Origin of the sequence: Sphingomonas longa, assembly GCF_016892685.1 — a bacterium.
Classification (GTDB): domain Bacteria; phylum Pseudomonadota; class Alphaproteobacteria; order Sphingomonadales; family Sphingomonadaceae; genus Sphingomonas; species Sphingomonas longa.
In genome coordinates, this window is record NZ_JAFEMC010000003.1 from 39,993 (window position 1) to 54,414 (window position 14,422).

Sequence of the window (14,422 nt, forward strand, 5' to 3'; positions counted from 1 at the left end):
TTACCGCGCTTTACCCGGATTTAACGGCCCTTAGGGTTAAAGCGTCCTTGCGACGCCAAGGCCGGACTCAGGTCTGCCTGGCACCACACGGGACGATCCAAATGCTGGACATTGCTGCACCGACGCCGCTGGCGTCGGACCCTATCGGCGCGCCTGCCGACGTCGGCGCGGCGAGCTCGATCATGACGTCCGCCAAGCTGGGCGTCGCCGCGCCCGCCGCGCTGTCGCTCGCTGCCTGCGGTAGCGGGGGTGGCGGCGCAGCGGCGGGCGGCACCGCCCCGACGACAGGTAGTACTACGACTGGCGGTACCACGACGGGCGGTACGACGACCGGTGGCACGACAACGGGCGGTACGACTGGCGGAAGCACCGGCAGCGGTACCACTGGAGGGACGACGAGCGGCGGCACGACTGGCGGCACCACGACCGGTGGCAGCGGAACCACGGGTGGCACCACGGGCGCCACCGATCCAACCGGTGGCGCGTCCGGCGGCGGCGTGGTCGGCGGCGGTGTCATTGTCGGCGGCGGCGTGATCGGCGGGGGGGTCATCGGTGGCGGTACCGGGACGGACGGCGGCGGCACCGGCACCGGCACCGGCACCACCCCCTCGACGCCGGAGACCGCGCCGGTCGTCGTCGTGCCCGCAACGATCACCGCCGTGCAGGCCAGCCGCTTCCTGGCCCAGACCACCATGGGCGCGACCCGGACCCAGATCGATGCGGTGATCGCCCGCCGTTACGAAGGATGGATCGACGACCAGTTCGCGATGAAGCGCGCAATCAGCCATTACGACTGGCTGATCGCCAACGGCTACAACGTTGCCGGCAACATCTACACCGATGCCGGATTCGACGCCACCATCTGGCGGCAGTTGATCGTCGAGCCGGATCAGTTGCGCCAGCGCGTCGGCATGGCCCTGCTCGACTTTCTCGTGGTCGGCGTCTCCATTCTTCATTTCCGGCAATTCGCAACGGCGGCGTATATCGACGTGCTGCTCGATAACGCTTTCGGCAATTATCGCGATATCCTGAACGCGATCACGACGAACTCCGCGATGGGCTCATTCCTGACGTTCATGAACAATCGCAAGGCGAACCCCCGAACAGGGGCGCAGCCGGACGAGAACTACGCCCGCGAATTGATGCAGCTGTTCGCACTCGGGCCGTATCAACTCAACATGGACGGCACCCCGAAGCTGGCGAACGGACAGCCGATCGACACCTACACGCAGGACGACGTGACGCAGCTTGCGCGCGTGTTCACCGGACTGGTGCCCGCGATCAGCGATGTGACCAACCCCGAATATCATAAGCTGCCGATGGTGATGAACAACACCTTCCATGAAGCCGGTCCCTCCAAGGTGCTCGGCGTCATGATCGCTGGCAGCGACGGAATGACGGGAATCAAGATCGCCCTGGACACCATCTTCGCGCATCCCAACGTGCCGCCGTTCATCGGCCGTCAGCTGATCCAGCGGCTGGTCACCTCCAACCCCAGCCCCGCCTATGTCGGCCGGGTCGCCGCGGTCTTCGCCGACAACGGCGCGGGCGTGCGTGGCGACATGAAGGCGGTGATCAGGGCGATTTTGCTGGATGCGGAAGCCCGGTCGGAAGATGCGCTCGCCAGCCCCGGCGCGGGCAAGCTGCGGGAGCCCGTCATGCGGCTGACGGCCTGGGCGCGGCTGTGCAACGTCACGTCGCCATCGAACGCGTGGGCGATCGGCGACACCTCCAATCCCTCGACCCGGCTTGGACAGGGGATGGGGCGCAGTCCGACGGTCTTCAACTTCTTCCGGCCCGGCTATTCGCCGGCGGGCACGCCGATCGCCGCCGCGGGCCTCGTCGCGCCGGAATTCCAGATCACCAACGAACAGTCGGTCATCGCCTACGTCAATTTCATGTACACGCTGGTGGCCAACGGCATCGGCGACACGAAGGCCGACTATACCGCGCTCCAGTCGCTGGCGGGCGACAGCGCCGTGCTGGTCACCGAACTCAACCTCGTGCTAGCCGCCGGTCAGCTGACCGCGGCGACGCAGACCGCGATCCGTGACGCCATCGACAGCATACCGGCGACGGCCACCAACGCTGCGGTCAATCGGGTCGGCATCGCGCTGATGCTGACGCTGGCTTCCCCCGAATTCATGGTGGTCAAATGAGCTCGTTCGAACACGATGCATCGCGTCGCGCCTTCCTGCGCCGCGGTGCCGCCCTGGGCATGGCCGGCGTCGCCGCGCCGTTCGTCACCAGCCTGGCCGCGATCGGCGAGGCGGCGGCGGCGACCACCAGCGATTACAAGGCGCTGGTCTGCGTCTTCCTGCACGGTGGCATGGATTACGCCAACACCCTGGTCCCCTATGACGAGGCGAGCTACGCCGCCTATCTCGCGGCGCGATCGAACATCGCGCTGACCCGCGACTCGCTGGCGGCGAGCGCATTGTCCCCGACGGTTTCGCTCGACGGCGGTCGCCGCTACGCGCTCGGCGCCAATATGAGCGGCCTCGGGCAGCTGTTCGCCGCGGGCAAGGCCGCGGCGGTGCTCAACGTCGGCACGCTCGTCCAGCCGACGACGCGCGCCCAGTATTTCGCCAACAGCGTCAAGCTGCCGCCCAAGCTGTTCAGCCACAACGACCAGCAGAGCTATTTCCAGGCATCCAACCCCGAAGGCGCGACCAGCGGCTGGGGTGGCCGGATGGGCGACCTGTTCCAGTCGGGCAATGGCGCCGCGACGCTGACCTGCATCAACACCAGCGGCAATGCCGTCTACCTGACCGGCCAATCGGCGATGCAGTACAGCATCGGTACCGGCGGGCCGATCCCGCTGCTCAACAACGCGACGACGATGTACGGATCGTCCGCCGCCGCAGCGACGCTGCGCACGCTGATGACCGGCAACACGTCGGGCCTGCTGGCGAGCGAACATGCCAAGATCTCCAAACGCGCGCTGGAGACCTATTCGCAGGTATCCTCCGCATTGTCCGGTGCGCCGGCCGCCTCGTTCAAGCTGTTCCCGTCCGGCAATCAACTGGCCGATCAGCTGAAGATGGTGGCGCGGCTTATCTCCGTCTCGCAGGCGTTGGGCGCGCGGCGACAGGTGTTCTTCGTCAGCCTCGGCGGATTCGACATGCACGACAATCTGGCGACGCTGCTGCCCCAGCAGATGGGCCGGGTGTCGGATGCGCTGAAGGCGTTCCACGACACCACCGTCGCGCTGGGCGTCGCGGATCAGGTGACCAGCTTCACCGCCTCCGATTTCGGCCGCACGCTGCAATCGAACGACGACGGGTCCGATCATGGCTGGGGCAGCCACCATTTCGTCGTCGGCGGCGCGGTGAAGGGACAGCGCTTCTACGGCACCCCGCCCGAGGTCGGGAACAACACCGCCGACGACATCGGTCAGGGGCGACTGGTGCCGACGATCTCGGTCGATCAGTATGCCGCGACGCTGGCGACATGGTTCGGCGTGGGCACCAGCGACCTGCGCACCGTCCTGCCGAACATCGGCAACTACAATCCGTCGACATGGAATCTGGGCTTCGTCTGACCTTGTTATCGGCGGTACGCGTGCCGCCGGTACGGGTCAGTGGCGAAAGAACACCGCCAACGACAGCACGTGGTTCATGCGCGTCCGGCCGGCGGGCTGGTTGATCGCCTGGTTCAGATAGCCCGCCTCGATCGTCGATCGTCCCGTCAGCGGCACCTCGACCCCGGCGAAGGTGCGGAACTGATCGAAGCCGCCGCGCGCGCCCCAATCGGTGTCGTTCAACGCGACGAACGCCTCCGCCGACCCGAGCGCGCGGACGCCCCTGCCCGATTCGGCAAACGCATATTCGCCGCGGATCATCTCACGCAGGCGGTGGCCGACGTCGCGACCGTCCGAGCGCCAGCGCTGTTCCAGCCGGGTCCGCGACTGGATCTCGCCGCGGCGCGACGCCGGCAACGTCCAGCTGATCTGTTGGAAACTGCGTTCCTCGTTGCGGTCCTTGCCGCCCTCCACCGGCGAAACGACATGGGCATAGCCCTGATAGACGGTCACCTGTGGGCTGATCCGCCAGCCGATCGCCGGCCGCAGCAACAGCTGGTCGAGCCGCGACACGCCGTCGCCGATGCGGGGCTGCACCTCCGCGAAATACACGAGGTCGCCGCCGACCGCGCCCATGACGGTGGCGTTCAACCAGAATTGTTCGTCGTTGGTCGTCTGCGCCACGGCAGGTGCAGCGAGGGACAGATAGGCGGCGGCTGATAGCAGAAACGATCGCATGATGACGCCTTTGTCACTTTTGTGACAGCCTGTCAGCGGCGCTTTCTTCCCGGCTCCGCGAAGCGTATAGGCTCGCTTCATCCCATGACCACCGCGACCCCCCTGCTGCCGCCCGCCGACTGGCGTGATTTCCTGGCGTTGACGAAGCCCAGGGTGATGACGCTCGTCGTGTTCACCGGGCTGTGCGGCATGCTGGCCGCACCGGTCGGCATCCACCCCGTGATCGGCTTCACCGCAATCCTGTGCATCGCGCTCGGCGCGGGCGCGGCGGGCGCGCTGAACCAGTGGTACGAGGCGGACATCGACGCCGTCATGCGCCGCACGCAGAAGCGGCCGCTGCCCGCCGGCCGGATGGATCGTCAGGCCGCTTTGCACTTCGGCGTCGGGCTATCGGTGTTTTCGGTGATCCTGATGGGCTTGGCGGTCAATATCGCCGCCGCTGCGATCCTGACCGTGTCGATCCTGTTCTACGTCCTCGTCTATACCGTGTGGCTGAAGCGGCGGACGCCGCAGAACATCGTCATCGGCGGCGCGGCGGGCGCGTTTCCGCCGCTGATCGGCTGGGCCGCGGCGACCGGTCAGGTCGCGCTGCTGCCGGTGCTGCTGTTCATGCTGGTGTTCCTGTGGACGCCGCCGCATTTCTGGGCGCTCGCGCTGTTCGTGAAGACGGATTACGCCAATGCCGGTGTGCCGATGCTGCCCGTCGTGGCGGGCGAGCGTGCGACGCGGGTGCAGATCGGCCTCTACACGATCCCGATGGCGGTCGCGGCGATCGCCCCCTGGCCGCTGGGGCTGACCGGCCCCATCTACGGCGTGGCGTCGATCGTGCTGACCGGCATCTTCGCGCTGCTGGCGGTGCTGGTCGCGACCCGCCGTCAGGTCGAGGGCGATGCGATGAAGCCGGAGAAGCGGCTGTTCAGCTATTCGATCCTCTATCTTTTCGTGATCTTCGGCGCGCTCGTCGCCGATCGGTGGGTGCTGGCATGACTCCGGAAGAACAAGACCTGATCCGCAAGCGGCAGAAGAGCCGCGCGCTCGTCATGGCGCTGCTGCTCGGCGCATTGGTGCTGCTGACCTTCGCGATCTCGATCGCCAAGATTCAGATGGGCATGGGGGCATCGCATTGACCGATCGTCCGGCGAGCAACCCTGCCGTGAAAGGCCGCACCACGCGCACGGCGGTGCTGGCGGTGCTGGGCATCTGTTTCATGACCGGCCTCGCCTGGGCCAGCATCCCGCTGTATCGCATGTTCTGTCAGGTCACCGGCCTGAACGGCACGACCCAGCGCGGGCAACAGGCCCCCGGCGCGACCGAGCGGATGGTGCGCGTCGATTTCGATGCGAACGTCAGCCCCAAGCTGCCGTGGAAGTTCCGGCCGGAAAACACGTCCGATACCGTCGCGGTCGGCGCGCGCGACATGGCGTTCTTCACCGCGACGAACACGTCGGACAAGCCCATCACCGGCACCGCGACGTTCAACGTCACACCGGCGCAGGCGGGCAAGTATTTCACCAAGATCCAGTGCTTCTGCTTCACGCAGCAGACGCTGAAACCGGGTGAGACGGCGCGCATGCCGGTCATCTTCTACGTCGATCCGAAGATGCTGAAGGACCCCGACGCCGCGGACATCGAAACGATCACGCTGTCGTACACGTTTTACCCGGTGGATTCGGCGGCTCCCACCAGCTAGAGCGGACCGGAAAAGCCAACAGGGAAGCGACGATGGCCGGCGCCAAGAACCACGACTACCACATCCTGCCACCCAGCATCATGCCCTTCTACACGTCGATGGCGGCGTTGGTGATGGCATCGGGCGGCATCATGTACATGCATGATTACGCCGGCGGCGGCTGGATTTTCCTGATCGGCTTCGCGGCGGTGCTGTTCGGCATGTACAGCTGGTGGGCGCAGGTGATCCGCGAGGCGCATGCCGGCGACCATACTCCCGTCGTCCAGCTGCATTTCCGCTATGGCATGATCCTGTTCATCGCCTCGGAAGTCATGTTCTTCGTCGGCTGGTTCTGGGCGTTCTTCGACTTCTCGCTCTTCCCGACCGCGATGAGCATCGTCGACGGTCAGGTCGAACGCGCCGCCGAGGGTGCCACCGCGGTCGCCGCGACGTGGCCGCCCAAGGGCTTGGAAGTCATCAACGCGTTCGAGCTGCCGCTGCTCAACACGCTGATCCTGCTGGCATCGGGCACGACCGTGACCTGGGCGCACCACGCGCTGATCCATAACCAGCGCGGCGGCGAGAAGCGCGGCCTTTGGGGTGCGCTGGGCGTCGGCGACCGTGACGGCGTGCTGAAGGGTCTGTGGCTGACGGTGCTGCTGGGCGCGCTGTTCACGTCGATCCAGGCGTACGAGTACATGCACGCGCCGTTCCCGTTCAAGGGCATCAACTACGGCGCGGCGTTCTTCATGGCGACCGGGTTCCACGGGTTCCACGTGCTGGTCGGCACGATCTTCCTGCTCGTCTGCCTGATTCGCGCGTACAAGGGCGACTTCACGCCGAAGCAGCATTTCGGCTTCGAGGCGGCGGCGTGGTACTGGCACTTCGTCGACGTGGTGTGGCTGTTCCTGTTCGTCACCGTCTACGTCTGGGGTGGCTGGGGCGCGCCGGTCCACGGCGGGTGACACTTCTACGGGCGCAGGCCGCGCGATGAGCGATCCTGCGCCCGGTTTCCCCGGCCGCGGTCCGACCGGGGCCGGCGATCCTGCATCAGCCGATACCGCACCGACACTGGTGCAGGCCGGCCTGAAGGGCCTCTGCCCGCGCTGTGGTTCTCCCGGACTCTATGCCGGCCTCCTCCGCTTCGTCGGACGCTGCCCGCGCTGCGGGCTCGATATCGGCTCCTTCAATGTCGGCGACGGGCCGGCCGCGTTCCTCACGCTCATCCTCGGTGCGCTGGTCGTCGGGCTGGCGATCTGGCTGCAACTCGCGCTCGATCCGCCCTGGTGGGTGCACGTCCTGATCTGGATACCGTTCATGATCGCGACGACGATCGGCTCGCTCCGAATCGCCAAGGCGATGCTGCTCGCGGCCGAGTACCGGAACGCGGCGCAGGAAGGGCGGATCCGGGAATGAAGCGCTTCCCCGTCGTCGCGACCACCATCGTCGTCCTCGCCATCGCGGCGATGATCGGGCTGGGCCTGTGGCAATTGCTCGACCGCCGGCCGCAGAAGCTGGCGTTTCTCCAGCAGCTTGCGGGCAACCCCGTGAAGCCTGCGATCCCCTTCCCGACCGCGCCCGACGAGTCGCTGCTGTTCCGCCGCACGTCGGCGACCTGCACATCTCCAGTGGCGGTCAGGCTGGCGGGGGCCGGCGCATCGGGCTTTCGCGCCATCGCCACCTGCGGGTCCGGCCTGATCGTCCAGCTCGGCACCACGCGCGACCCCAAAGCGAAGCCGGTCTGGGGCGGTGGGCCGGTCGCCGGCTATATCAGCCATGCGCCCGACGGCCGATCGCTGATCGGGTCGCTGTTCGATCATCGTCCGCAGGCGATGATGCTCGTCGCCGCGACGCCACCCGACGGGCTGCAAGCCAATGCCGCGCCCGATCTCGACTCGGTCCCGAACAACCATCTGGCGTACGGCGTGCAGTGGTTCTTCTTCGCCGGCGTCGCCGCGATCATCTATGTGCTGGCGATGCGGCGGCGCAGTCGTTAGTCGGGGCCGCCATGCGTTACGTCAGCACGCGCGGCTCCGCGCCCGTCCTCGATTTCCGCGGCGCGACGCTCGCGGGCCTTGCCTCCGATGGCGGACTCTATGTGCCCGAGACGTGGCCGACGCTGTCGGCGGGGGAGATCGCGAACCTTGCCGGGCTGTCCTACGCGCAGACCGCCGCCCGCATCATGACGCCGTTCGTCGGCGACTCGCTGACCTCCGATGAACTGCTCGCTTTGTGCGAGACCGCCTATGGCCGGTTCAGCCACGCCGCCGTGACGCCGCTGGTGCAGCTCGGCCACGACCAGTGGCTGCTGGAGCTGTTCCACGGGCCGACGCTGGCGTTCAAGGATGTCGCGCTCCAGCTGCTCGGCCTGTTGTTCGAGCGGTTCCTGACCGGCACCGACCAGCGGCTGACGATCATCGGCGCGACCAGCGGCGATACCGGGTCGGCGGCGATCGACGCCGTTGCCGGCCGCGCGGGCATCGACATCTTCATGCTGCACCCGCTCGGTCGCGTGTCGGACGTGCAGCGGCGGCAGATGACGACGGTGCTGTCGCCCAACGTCCACAACATTGCGATCGAGGGCGATTTCGATCAGGCGCAGGCGCTGGTGAAGGCGATGTTCGCCGATCCGGCGCTGTCGGGCCGCTTTACCCTGTCGGCAGTGAATTCGATCAACTGGGCGCGGTTGATGGCGCAGGTGGTCTATTATTTCTACGCCGCGGTCCGGCTCGGCGCGCCGGAGCGGGCGGTTGCCTTCTCCGTGCCGACCGGCAATTTCGGCGACGTGTTCGCGGGCTATGTCGCGGCGCGCATGGGGCTGCCGGTCGCCAAGCTGGTCGTCGCGACCAACGTCAACGACATCCTCCACCGCGCGCTGTCCGCGGGCGACTATTCGAAGGGGACGGTGCAGCAGACCGCGACCCCGTCGATGGACATCCAGGTGTCGTCCAATTTCGAGCGGCTGCTGTTCGACCTCGGCGACCGTGACGGCGCGGCGCTGGCGGCGCAGATGCGCGGCTTCGACACGAGCGGCAGCCTGCGCCTGACCAATGCCCAGCGGGAGGGCGCGTCAGGGCTGTTCACCAGCGCGCGGGTAGACGGCGACGATATGGCGCTGGCGATGCGGCGCACGCACGATCGCACCGGCCACGTCCTCGACCCGCACACCGCGATCGCACTTGCCGCCGCCCAGCGTCTGGAGGTCGATGCACCCGTCGTGACGCTCGCGACCGCGCACCCCGCCAAGTTCGGGGACGCCGTGGAGCGTGCGACCGGGGTCCGCCCCGCACTGCCCGGCCGGGTCGGCGACCTGTTCGAGCGCGAGGAGCGCTGCGTCACCCTGCCCGCGACCCTTGCCGCGATCGGCGGCTATGTCGCGGAGCATGCCACGCCGACTCTCGTATGAAGCTCGACACGCTGATCGGCGAACCCTGGGCCGATTACGGCCTGATCGATTCAGGACATGGCAAGAAGCTGGAGCGGTACGGCCGGTTCCGCTTCGTCCGGCCGGAGCCGCAGGCGATGTGGGCCCCCGCGGGTGACGACTGGCATGCCGCGGCGGAGTTCGTGCCCGGCTCCGACGAGGAGGGCGGCGGCCGCTGGGCCTTCACCGAGCCGGTCCCGCGCGACGGGTGGAAGCTGCGTTGGGACAATGTGTCCTTCACCGCCCAGACGACGCCGTTCCGCCACCTCGGTTTCTTTCCCGACATGGCCCCGGTGTGGAGCTGGATGCGGGAGCGGACGGCGGGCCTCGACGCGCCCGAATGCATGAACCTGTTCGGTTATACCGGCGTCGGAACGCTGGCGATGGCGGCGAACGGCGCGAAGATGGTGCATGTCGATGCGTCGAAGAAGTCGGTCGAGGCGGCACGCGGCAATGCCGCGCTGTCCGGGCTGAACGATGCGCCGGTCCGCTGGCTGATCGACGACGCCGCCAAGTTCGTCGCGCGCGAAGTGCGGCGCGGGCGGCGCTATGACGGCATCCTGCTCGATCCCCCGAAATACGGGCGCGGGCCGGAGGGGGAGATCTGGCGCCTGGAAGAGGATTTGCCGCGCCTGATCGCCGATTGTCGGCGCTTGCTGGACGAGAACTCGCGCTTCCTGTTCCTGACCGTCTACGCGGTGCGGATGTCGGCGCTGGCGATCGGCGAGATGCTGGCGCAGGTGTTCAAGGACCTGCCGGGCACGGTCGAGGCCGGCGAACTCGGCGTCCGCGAGGAAGCGCGCGGATTGGTCCTCCCAACCGCGATCTGGGCGCGCTGGAGCCGGTAGTTTCGTGTCGGCTGGCCGTCTCAGGCTGGATGGACGACCTCATCGGTTACACAGGAAGCGTCGTCGGACGAGTCGTCGACTCAGAACACGTCCGGTATGTATCCGCTGGCGACATGGACCAGCGTGTATCCCCGCGAGCGCGGGGACCCAGGGGCTGGGCTCCCGCCTTCGCGGGAGCACGGGTGATGCCGGATAGGTCGATCTTCTCTCCTCCCCTCCCTGACCTTCAGGGTTGGGAGAAGCGAGCCCTCGCCCCTTAATCCTCGCCCCTTAATCCTCGCCGACCCCCGCCGGCAGGTGCAGGTAATTCGGGTCGAAATCCGCGATCTTGCGCAGGGCGGGCACGTCGGTGATGACGATCTGCTGACGCCTGAACGTCATCAGTCCATCCTCACGCAGCCGTTTCAGCGTGCGGTTCACGTGCACGCTGGTCAGGCCCAGCGCGTCGCTCAGTTCCTCCTGCGTCAGCGGAAGCTCGAAACTGTTGCCGGGTGCCAGCCCGACGTTGCGCAGCCGGGCGTGAAGCTCGCAGATCAGATGGGCGATCCTATCCTGAGCCTCGCGCCGGCCCATGTTCACGATCCACGCGCGCAGCACGGCTTCGTCGACCAGGCTGGCCCACCACAAGGCGCGTGCGATCGCCGGCTGTTCGGTCAGTTCCGCGATCAACGCGCGCGGTACGAAGGCAACCTGGCAATCGGTAAGGCTGCCGATACTGTGATCCATCTCGTCGAAGATCGTGATCTGCGCATCGCAGAAATCGCCCGGCACCAGGAATGCGGTGATCTGGCGGGTTCCGTCCGCCAGCATCTTGTACCGGCACGACCAGCCTTCGATCATCACATGCACGTGATCGGGCCGATCACCCTCGCGAATGATATCCCGGCGGGCGTGGAAGGGGCGGATGTCGTCGCACAGCTTCGACAGTCGCTCCCGATCACCGTCGTTCAGCCGGCCGGCCGATTGCAGCTTGAGGAGGAACGCTGCTTCCATACGGCATGATTAACATGGGTCTATCGTCGGACCTAATCCTGATCAATCATTCCATCGCCGTCCGCATCGCCGCGCCGGCCACGAACGGTGCACCCGCGACGAGCAACAGACTGACCGCGCCCAACAGCTTGAACGCTCCCTCTCCGCCGTCCAGCGCCCCCGCGCCGAAAATCAGCAGCGGCACGGCCAGGGGCAGCATCACCAGCCCGGCAAGCGCCCCCGCGCCGCGGAACGATGCGGTCAGCGCCGCGGTCGCGACTGCCAGCGCCGCCAGACCCGGCGTACCGATCGCCAGTCCGATCTCGACCCGCTCCAGCGTCTCGGCCGACAGGTCGAGCAACGCCGCCGCGACCACCGCCGCCAGCATCAGCGGCGGCGCGAACGCGATCCAGTGCGCCGCGATCTTCGCCGCCGCGACCGCCGCCATCGACCGGCCGCGCACCGCGATCTGGTCCAGCACGCCCGCCTCCAGATCGGGTGCGACCAGTCGCTCCACGGGCAGCAACGCCGCCAGCAACGCCGCCGCCCAGACGACGCCGCCGCCGACCCGCGCGAGCAGCGCCGGATCGGGGCCGATCGCGAACGGGAACAGGGTCGCGGTCAGCAGGAAGAAGATGACGACCAGCGTCGCGCCGCCACCGGCGTAACCGCGCCGGATGTCGCGGAGGATCAGTGCGATCACGCGCCACCCTCCAGCACCAGCCGCTGCGTCGCAGGCAGGTGCAGCGGCAGGTGCGTGGCGACGACGGCGGACCCGCCGCGCTCGACATGCCGCTCCACCAGCACCTCCAGCCGCGCGACCGCCGCCGCGTCCAGCCCGTTGGCGGGTTCGTCGAGGAGCCACAGCTCCGCACCGCTCGCGACCACGCGCGCCATCGCCGCGCGCCGCCGCTGCCCGGTGGACAGCATCCGCACCGGCACCCGTGCCAGTTGGGCGAGATCGACGTCCGCCAGCGCATCCTCGACGCGCCCGTCGGGATCGTCGGCGCCATCGACCTTCGACCAGAATGCCAGCGCCTGCGCCAGCGTGCGGTCGGGGTCCAGCGCCGCGGCCTCCGCCATCAGGGCGACACGGTCCGGCCGCGTCACATGGCCCTCGAACGGCGGCAACAGCCCCGCACAAATCCGCAGCAGCGTCGACTTGCCGACGCCGTTGGGGCCGGTGACGATCAGCGCATCGCCCGCATCGACCGCAAACGACAGGTCGGCGAAGATCGCCCGCCCGCCACGCCGCGCCGCCAGACCATCAACGACCAGCGTCAATCCGGCCCGCCTGTATCGGGGCCGCCCGTGTCGGGTCCTGCGGCATCCTCCAGCGCGTGCATGTCGTCGTCGGACAAGCCGAAATGATGGCCGATCTCGTGGATCGTGACGTGCGCGACAAGGTCGTCGAGCCGCACGCCCGTCTCCACCCACTCGTCGAGGATCGCGCGCCGGTACAGGTGGATGCGGTCGGGCAGCGCGCCCGACTCCATCGAGGATTTCTCGCCCACCGGGCGCCCGTGGTACAGCCCGGTCAGGTCCAGCGGATGCTCGATGCCGAGCGCGGCCAGCGTCTCGTCATCGGCGAACTCCTCGACCAGCAGCACGACATCGCCCAGATGCGCCGCGAACGCCGCGGGCAGCCGCGCGATCGTGGCGCGCGCGATCGTCTCGATCGCGGCGGCGTCGGGTGCTTCTCCGATCGCGGCTTGCCGTTCCATGCCGACCGCCATAGTCCCGGCCGCAGGATGGGAGCAAGGACAGGGTCATGGTGGAAGCGCTGAGCGAGGCGGAACGGGCGGATGCGCTGGACGGCCTGCCGGAATGGGATTTCGACGAGGGGCGCGACGCGATCACCCGCACGATCGTGTTCGCCGACTTCATCGAGGCGTTCGGCTTCATGACGCAGGTCGCGCTGATCGCCGAACGCATGAACCACCACCCGGAATGGACCAACGTCTACAACCGCGTCGACATCCTGCTGACGACGCACGATGCCGGCGGCATCAGCCCCCGAGACATCGACATGGCGACCGCGATCGACGCGATCGTCGAGGAGTAGGCGGGTCGAACGCGACGCAGGTAAGCTCCTCCCCTGCAAGGGGAGGTGGCAACCCCTCGGGCTGATGGAGGGGTGTCGACGCCGGCGGTGTCACCCCTCCGTCGCTCCGCGCCACCTCCCCTTGCAGGGGAGGATTTCAGCGGCGCAGTGCGTGGTATCGGCCTGCGGCATCGACGTGACGACTGCGATCGTGGAAGATTGGAGCGGGCGCGCCGAGGGCACCCTACTCCTCCCCTGCAAGGGGAGGTGGCAGCCCTTTGGGCTGACGGAGGGGTATCGACGACGGCGGTGCCACCCCTCCGTCGCTGCGCGCCACCTCCCCTGCCAGGGGAGGATCGTAGCGGTTCACCCCAATCCTCCCCGTTCCGGGGAGGATTTCAGCGGCGCATGCGATTTCTGAGCGCGCCCGGCATCCAGCGTGCTGCGAACGCCATGCGCCGCGCCGTCTTGCCCACATAGGTGTGCACCGCATCGCCGTGCACCGCGGCCCACGCTGCCTCCGCTACCGCCTCCACCGGGGTCAACTCCATCCCCGCCGCCGTCACCGTTTCGCGAATGGTGCGGTTGCTGCCGCTCGCCACGCCGTCGAGCAACGGCGTTTCGATGAAGCTCGGTACGATGCTGCGCACGCGGATGCCGTCCCTCGCCCATTCGCCGTCGAGCGCCTCGGTCAGCGCGCGCACCCCGAACTTGGTCGCGGAATAGGTCGCCAGACCCGCGGAACCGTAGATCGCGGACGCCGAGGCCGTGTTCAGCAGGCACGATCCCGGCGTCCGCGCGAGATAGGCATGGCCGATCTTCGCGCCGTTCAGCACACCGACGAGGTTGATCGCCACCACCCGGTCGAGATCGTCGAAGCTGGTCGTGGCGATCGGGCCACCGGTACCGATCCCGGCATTGTTGTGCAGCACGTCGAGCCCGCCGCCGGCCGTGAACGCCTCCAGCGTCTTGCGCCACGCGTCGCGGTCGCGCACGTCCATGACATAGCTTGCGCTTCCCGCCGGCAGCGTCGCGGCCGCCGCCGCGAGGGCCACCTCGTTTACATCGGCAATCCCGACCCGCCAGCCGCGGCTCGCGAACAGTTGCGCGGTCGCCAGGCCGATGCCCGACGCGCCGCCGGTGATGAAGATCGCGGGCATGGCCACTCCTGTACGCACACCGGTTCGCAGGGTGTTTGACGCTG

The 14,422-nt window shown here is 67.9% G+C and carries 17 protein-coding genes; 11 read left to right on the forward strand and 6 right to left on the reverse strand.

Annotated elements, in window-relative coordinates; all coding sequences use genetic code 11:
- Nucleotides 1-101 precede the first annotated feature (101 nt).
- Both ILT43_RS09990 and ILT43_RS09995 read left to right on the forward strand, forming a co-directional pair.
- Entirely contained in the window at nt 102-2,159 is a 2,058-nt protein-coding gene (locus tag ILT43_RS09990) for a DUF1800 domain-containing protein (RefSeq protein WP_204198825.1), read from the forward strand.
- On the forward strand, nt 2,156-3,544 hold the full coding sequence (locus ILT43_RS09995; RefSeq protein WP_204198826.1) for a DUF1501 domain-containing protein: 1,389 nt from the start codon (nt 2,156-2,158) through the stop codon (nt 3,542-3,544). The genes ILT43_RS09990 and ILT43_RS09995 overlap by 4 nt, the downstream gene beginning before the upstream one ends.
- Before the next feature lie 36 nt (nt 3,545-3,580).
- Here ILT43_RS09995 and ILT43_RS10000 read toward each other — a convergent pair whose 3' ends face one another.
- Nucleotides 3,581-4,261, reverse strand: a complete 681-nt coding sequence (locus ILT43_RS10000; RefSeq protein WP_204198827.1) for a DUF2490 domain-containing protein — start codon at nt 4,259-4,261, stop codon at nt 3,581-3,583.
- Between the two features lie 84 nt (nt 4,262-4,345).
- On the opposite strand from ILT43_RS10000, the gene ILT43_RS10005 reads away from it, so the two are divergent.
- From ILT43_RS10005 to ILT43_RS10040, 8 genes are read left to right on the forward strand one after another with little or no spacing between them, the layout of a single operon-like run.
- Nucleotides 4,346-5,248 (forward strand): heme o synthase, encoded by a 903-nt coding sequence (locus ILT43_RS10005; protein ID WP_204198828.1) that lies wholly within the window; start codon nt 4,346-4,348, stop codon nt 5,246-5,248.
- Nucleotides 5,245-5,388 carry a hypothetical protein gene (locus ILT43_RS10010; protein ID WP_168377321.1) on the forward strand — a complete coding sequence of 48 codons (144 nt, stop codon included), beginning with the start codon at nt 5,245-5,247 and terminating at the stop codon, nt 5,386-5,388. The genes ILT43_RS10005 and ILT43_RS10010 overlap by 4 nt, the downstream gene beginning before the upstream one ends.
- 26 nt (nt 5,389-5,414) lie before the next feature.
- Nucleotides 5,415-5,951 (forward strand): cytochrome c oxidase assembly protein, encoded by a 537-nt coding sequence (locus ILT43_RS10015; protein ID WP_204198829.1) that lies wholly within the window; start codon nt 5,415-5,417, stop codon nt 5,949-5,951.
- A 32-nt stretch (nt 5,952-5,983) separates the two neighbouring features.
- A complete protein-coding gene (locus tag ILT43_RS10020) occupies nt 5,984-6,895 on the forward strand; it encodes a cytochrome c oxidase subunit 3 (protein ID WP_204198830.1) in 912 nt (303 codons plus the stop codon).
- A gap of 25 nt (nt 6,896-6,920) precedes the next feature.
- Nucleotides 6,921-7,346, forward strand: coding sequence for a DUF983 domain-containing protein (locus ILT43_RS10025; RefSeq protein ID WP_204198831.1), 426 nt, complete (start codon nt 6,921-6,923; stop codon nt 7,344-7,346).
- Nucleotides 7,343-7,927: an SURF1 family cytochrome oxidase biogenesis protein gene (locus ILT43_RS10030; RefSeq protein ID WP_204198832.1), complete on the forward strand. Its 585-nt coding sequence runs from the start codon at nt 7,343-7,345 to the stop codon at nt 7,925-7,927. Before ILT43_RS10025 ends, ILT43_RS10030 begins: the two co-directional genes overlap by 4 nt.
- 11 nt (nt 7,928-7,938) lie before the next feature.
- On the forward strand, nt 7,939-9,336 hold the full coding sequence (thrC, locus tag ILT43_RS10035) for a threonine synthase (protein ID WP_204198833.1): 1,398 nt from the start codon (nt 7,939-7,941) through the stop codon (nt 9,334-9,336).
- Entirely contained in the window at nt 9,333-10,202 is an 870-nt protein-coding gene (locus ILT43_RS10040; RefSeq protein WP_204198834.1) for a class I SAM-dependent methyltransferase, read from the forward strand. The genes thrC and ILT43_RS10040 overlap by 4 nt, the downstream gene beginning before the upstream one ends.
- Before the next feature lie 270 nt (nt 10,203-10,472).
- Here ILT43_RS10040 and ILT43_RS10045 read toward each other — a convergent pair whose 3' ends face one another.
- Genes ILT43_RS10045 through ILT43_RS10060 form a run of 4 tightly spaced genes read right to left on the reverse strand, consistent with a single transcriptional unit; the run spans nt 10,473 to nt 12,898 of the window.
- Nucleotides 10,473-11,195: a Crp/Fnr family transcriptional regulator gene (locus tag ILT43_RS10045; protein ID WP_204198835.1), complete on the reverse strand. Its 723-nt coding sequence runs from the start codon at nt 11,193-11,195 to the stop codon at nt 10,473-10,475.
- A 46-nt stretch (nt 11,196-11,241) separates the two neighbouring features.
- The gene (locus ILT43_RS10050; RefSeq protein ID WP_204198836.1) at nt 11,242-11,877 is read right to left on the reverse strand and encodes a heme exporter protein CcmB; all 636 of its coding nucleotides are present in this window, start codon (nt 11,875-11,877) and stop codon (nt 11,242-11,244) included.
- Nucleotides 11,874-12,458: a heme ABC exporter ATP-binding protein CcmA gene (gene ccmA, locus ILT43_RS10055; RefSeq protein ID WP_204198837.1), complete on the reverse strand. Its 585-nt coding sequence runs from the start codon at nt 12,456-12,458 to the stop codon at nt 11,874-11,876. Before ccmA ends, ILT43_RS10050 begins: the two co-directional genes overlap by 4 nt.
- Nucleotides 12,455-12,898: a metallopeptidase family protein gene (locus tag ILT43_RS10060; protein ID WP_204198838.1), complete on the reverse strand. Its 444-nt coding sequence runs from the start codon at nt 12,896-12,898 to the stop codon at nt 12,455-12,457. The genes ccmA and ILT43_RS10060 overlap by 4 nt, the downstream gene beginning before the upstream one ends.
- Before the next feature lie 47 nt (nt 12,899-12,945).
- On the opposite strand from ILT43_RS10060, the gene ILT43_RS10065 reads away from it, so the two are divergent.
- Nucleotides 12,946-13,239 (forward strand): 4a-hydroxytetrahydrobiopterin dehydratase, encoded by a 294-nt coding sequence (locus ILT43_RS10065; protein WP_204198839.1) that lies wholly within the window; start codon nt 12,946-12,948, stop codon nt 13,237-13,239.
- 377 nt (nt 13,240-13,616) lie between these two features.
- On the opposite strand, the gene ILT43_RS10070 is transcribed toward ILT43_RS10065, so the two are convergent.
- Nucleotides 13,617-14,378, reverse strand: coding sequence for an SDR family oxidoreductase (locus tag ILT43_RS10070; protein WP_204198840.1), 762 nt, complete (start codon nt 14,376-14,378; stop codon nt 13,617-13,619).
- Between the last annotated feature and the right edge of the window lie 44 nt (nt 14,379-14,422).

Coding starts and splice junctions, on each gene's coding strand:
- ILT43_RS09990 (WP_204198825.1), top strand. CDS start 102: ATGCTGGACATTGCTGCACCGACGCCGCTGGCGTCGGACCCTATCGGC.
- ILT43_RS09995 (WP_204198826.1), top strand. CDS start 2,156: ATGAGCTCGTTCGAACACGATGCATCGCGTCGCGCCTTCCTGCGCCGC.
- ILT43_RS10000 (WP_204198827.1), bottom strand. CDS start 4,261: ATGCGATCGTTTCTGCTATCAGCCGCCGCCTATCTGTCCCTCGCTGCA.
- ILT43_RS10005 (WP_204198828.1), top strand. CDS start 4,346: ATGACCACCGCGACCCCCCTGCTGCCGCCCGCCGACTGGCGTGATTTC.
- ILT43_RS10010 (WP_168377321.1), top strand. CDS start 5,245: ATGACTCCGGAAGAACAAGACCTGATCCGCAAGCGGCAGAAGAGCCGC.
- ILT43_RS10020 (WP_204198830.1), top strand. CDS start 5,984: ATGGCCGGCGCCAAGAACCACGACTACCACATCCTGCCACCCAGCATC.
- ILT43_RS10025 (WP_204198831.1), top strand. CDS start 6,921: ATGAGCGATCCTGCGCCCGGTTTCCCCGGCCGCGGTCCGACCGGGGCC.
- ILT43_RS10030 (WP_204198832.1), top strand. CDS start 7,343: ATGAAGCGCTTCCCCGTCGTCGCGACCACCATCGTCGTCCTCGCCATC.
- thrC (WP_204198833.1), top strand. CDS start 7,939: ATGCGTTACGTCAGCACGCGCGGCTCCGCGCCCGTCCTCGATTTCCGC.
- ILT43_RS10040 (WP_204198834.1), top strand. CDS start 9,333: ATGAAGCTCGACACGCTGATCGGCGAACCCTGGGCCGATTACGGCCTG.
- ILT43_RS10045 (WP_204198835.1), bottom strand. CDS start 11,195: ATGGAAGCAGCGTTCCTCCTCAAGCTGCAATCGGCCGGCCGGCTGAAC.
- ILT43_RS10060 (WP_204198838.1), bottom strand. CDS start 12,898: ATGGAACGGCAAGCCGCGATCGGAGAAGCACCCGACGCCGCCGCGATC.
- ILT43_RS10065 (WP_204198839.1), top strand. CDS start 12,946: ATGGTGGAAGCGCTGAGCGAGGCGGAACGGGCGGATGCGCTGGACGGC.
- ILT43_RS10070 (WP_204198840.1), bottom strand. CDS start 14,378: ATGCCCGCGATCTTCATCACCGGCGGCGCGTCGGGCATCGGCCTGGCG.